The 2,857-nt window shown below is 75.0% G+C and carries 5 protein-coding genes; all 5 read right to left on the reverse strand.

What is annotated here, in order from left to right:
- A partial coding sequence (locus F2B26_RS15525; protein ID WP_268891119.1) for an SPFH domain-containing protein occupies nt 1-395 on the reverse strand: 395 nt, incomplete at its 3' end.
- Nucleotides 396-674: 279 nt separating this feature from the next.
- Nucleotides 675-1,061: a DUF2809 domain-containing protein gene (locus tag F2B26_RS15530; RefSeq protein WP_159810894.1), complete on the reverse strand. Its 387-nt coding sequence runs from the start codon at nt 1,059-1,061 to the stop codon at nt 675-677.
- Nucleotides 1,062-1,185: 124 nt separating this feature from the next.
- Nucleotides 1,186-2,208 carry an LLM class flavin-dependent oxidoreductase gene (locus F2B26_RS15535; RefSeq protein ID WP_159810896.1) on the reverse strand — a complete coding sequence of 341 codons (1,023 nt, stop codon included), beginning with the start codon at nt 2,206-2,208 and terminating at the stop codon, nt 1,186-1,188.
- A gap of 58 nt (nt 2,209-2,266) precedes the next feature.
- Entirely contained in the window at nt 2,267-2,611 is a 345-nt protein-coding gene (locus F2B26_RS15540; RefSeq protein ID WP_159810898.1) for a dATP/dGTP pyrophosphohydrolase domain-containing protein, read from the reverse strand.
- 29 nt (nt 2,612-2,640) lie between these two features.
- Nucleotides 2,641-2,857: hypothetical protein (locus tag F2B26_RS15545; protein WP_159810900.1), on the reverse strand; the 217-nt coding region annotated here is incomplete at its 5' end.

Genomic DNA, 2,857 nt, shown 5'->3' on the forward strand with positions numbered 1-2,857 from the left:
CCGACCTCGGCGGCGACCGGTGCGACGCCCGCGCCCAGCTCGTCGCCGACCGACGCCCGGGCGGTGAGCAGCTCGTCGAGCGTGCGCGCCGACGTGGCCTCGCGCAACGCGAGCTGGAGGGCGGTGTAGACGAAGGCCTCCGGGTCGTCCACCGTCTCGAGCCAGCGGCGCGCCTCGGCTACCCGGACCGTGGCGGTCAGGCCGACCCTCACCGCCAGACCGTCGGCGGTGAGGACCTCCTGGGCCGGGACGACGAGCAGCCGCGGCCGCACGCTCACCCGCGACGTCCGCCGCCGCCAGCGACGCAGCCGGTGCCGGCCGGGGCCGAGCTCCCGTTCGAACCGTCCGTCCCGGTACACCAGGACCTTCTCCCACTCCTGAACCACGATGCGCATCGTCACCCCTCCTCCCGGGCCGTCCGTCGGCCGTCGTCGTGCGGTCCCTCGTGCGGCGCCCGCGCGCGACCGACCGACGTGCGGCAGGGCGTCCGAGGGGGACGTGCGGGAGCTCCCGACGTCGCAGACCTCGTCCACCCGGGGTGGCCGCACGCCGGTCGGTCATCGGGACTTGAACCCGGCGCTTGACAGGCGTTACCTCGAGGAAGTGCTCCTGGCCGAGGTGCAGGACCCGCGACGGGCACACCGTCCGGCTGCTGACCAGGAGCATCGAGGAGGCTAGGTGCGGGAGCGCCGGTCGCGCACCCTGTTTCTCGTGAGCGCGTCCACCGCACCCGCACCGACCGCGCCGACGGCGTAGGCGAGCAGGTCGTGCGCGGTGAACGTGGAGCCGATCACCAGCCGCAGCAGCGGGACCGCGGCGACCGCTGTCCGAGGCCCGTCGGTGAGCTGCGCGAGCTCGATCACGGTGCACACCGCCAGGGCCACGCCCGCGAGCACCGCCGCGCGCCCCCCCGGCCGCAGCACCGCGAGCAGCAGGTAGACGAGCACGGCGTAGAGCGCGCCGCCCAGCAGGTCGCCGAGCAGCCCCGGCAGCCGGTGCACCGCGAGCCCGACGCCGATGACGAGCACCGCGCCGACCAGCAGCGCGGGCCGCGACCTCACGTCGTCCCGTCGCACCTGACCCTGCCCCCGGCTGTCGTCGTGCCCCTCGTGGCCCCGGCCATCATGCCCGACGGGTGCGGCCCCCTCCGGGCCGTCGGGCCGGCGCGGCCCCGTCCCGGCGCGGTCAGCGCCAGCCGAGCGCCGGAGCGACGTGCGTGAGGATCGACTCCAGCAGGTGGGCGTTGTAGTCCACGCCGAGCTGGTTGGGCACCGTGAGCAGCAGGGTGTCGGCGGCGGCAACGGCCTCGTCGGCGGCGAGCTGCTCGACGAGCACGTCCGGCTCGGCGGCGTAGCTGCGGCCGAACACGGCGCGGGTGCGCTCGTCGAGCCAGCCGACCTGGTCCTCCTGCGGCTGACCGGTGCCGAAGTAGGCGCGGTCCCGGTCGTCGGTGAGCGCGACGATGCTGCGGCTCACGCTCACCCGGGGCTCGAACCCGTGCCCGGCCGCGGCCCAGGCGTCGCGGAACACCTGGATCTGCCGTGCCTGCTGCACGTGCAACGGCTCCCCGGACTCGTCGTTCTTCAACGTCGAGCTCATGAGGTTGAGGCCCTGCTCGGCGGCCCACACGGCGGTCGCGTCCGAGCCGGCGCCCCACCACATCCGCTGACGCAGACCCGGCGAGTGCGGTTCGAGCCGCAGCAGCCCGGGTGGGTTGGGGAACATCGGGCGCGGGTTGGGCTCGGCGAACGGGGTGCCGTCCAGCACGTGCAGCAGCACCGTGGTGTGCTCGCGCGCCATGTCGGCATCGGTGCGGCCCTCCTCGGGCGCGAAGCCGAAGTACCGGTAGCCGTCGAGCACCTGCTCGGGTGAGCCGCGGCTGATGCCGAGCTGCAGCCGGCCACCGGCGATGAGGTCGGCGGCCCCGGCCTCCTCGGCCATCGTGAGGGGGTTCTCGTAGCGCATGTCGATCACCGCGGTGCCGATCTCGATGCGGCTGGTCCGGGCGCCGATCGCGGCGAGCAGCGGGTAGGGCGACCCGAGCTGGCGGGCGAAGTGGTGCACCCGCACGTACGCACCGTCGGCCCCCAGCTCCTCGGCCGCGACCGCGAGCTCGATGGTCTGCAGCAGCGCATCCGAGGCGGTGCGCGTGGCCGAGGACGGCGACGGCGTCCAGTGGCCGAAGGACAGGAACCCGATCTTCTTCACACCCGGTGCCAACGCACCGGGCGCCCGGGCATTCCCTGGCTCACCGGCCGGGGTCGGCTCACCGGCCCTGGTCGGCGCTCCGGTCGTGCTCGATGGCCCGGCCCGCCGGTGCGGTGCGCCAGTCGGGCCAGGTGCGCTGCTCGTTGAGCGCCTGCTTGGCGGCGATCGTGTCCAGGATGGTCTGCGGGTCGGCGCCGGTGCGTTGCGCGCCGTCGAGCGCGAGGATCACCAGGTCGGCCCACTCGGACAGGTCGTCCGGTGCGGCGCGCACCTCCTCGACCTCCTTGGCGATGTGGTCGAGCACACCGTCGGTGCGCGGACCCGGCCCGAACGTGGCCAGCGACCAGGTGCGCTGGTGCGCGAGGTAGGCGGCGTCGATGACGGTCGGTCGCGGCGAGGTCATGGGGCATCCTCCCGCGCCGGTGGCGCCGGTCAGAGCAGCGCGGCGACGGGCCCGACGACCGCGGGCCCGCTCGGCCGGGCACCGTCCGGGGTCAGCAGGTACTCCTGCACGGTGGTCATCGCGGGCCGACCCCGTTCCCCGGCCTCGACCAGCACCGACCCGGCGTGCGCGGCGGCGTGCCGACCGACACCCTGCGGCGGGTCGACCCAGACGACCGCGAGCACCGCGCTGGCCGAGGCCGCTGCC

This window comes from Cellulomonas citrea (assembly GCF_009829685.1).
GTDB classification, from domain to species: Bacteria; Actinomycetota; Actinomycetes; order Actinomycetales; family Cellulomonadaceae; genus Cellulomonas; species Cellulomonas citrea.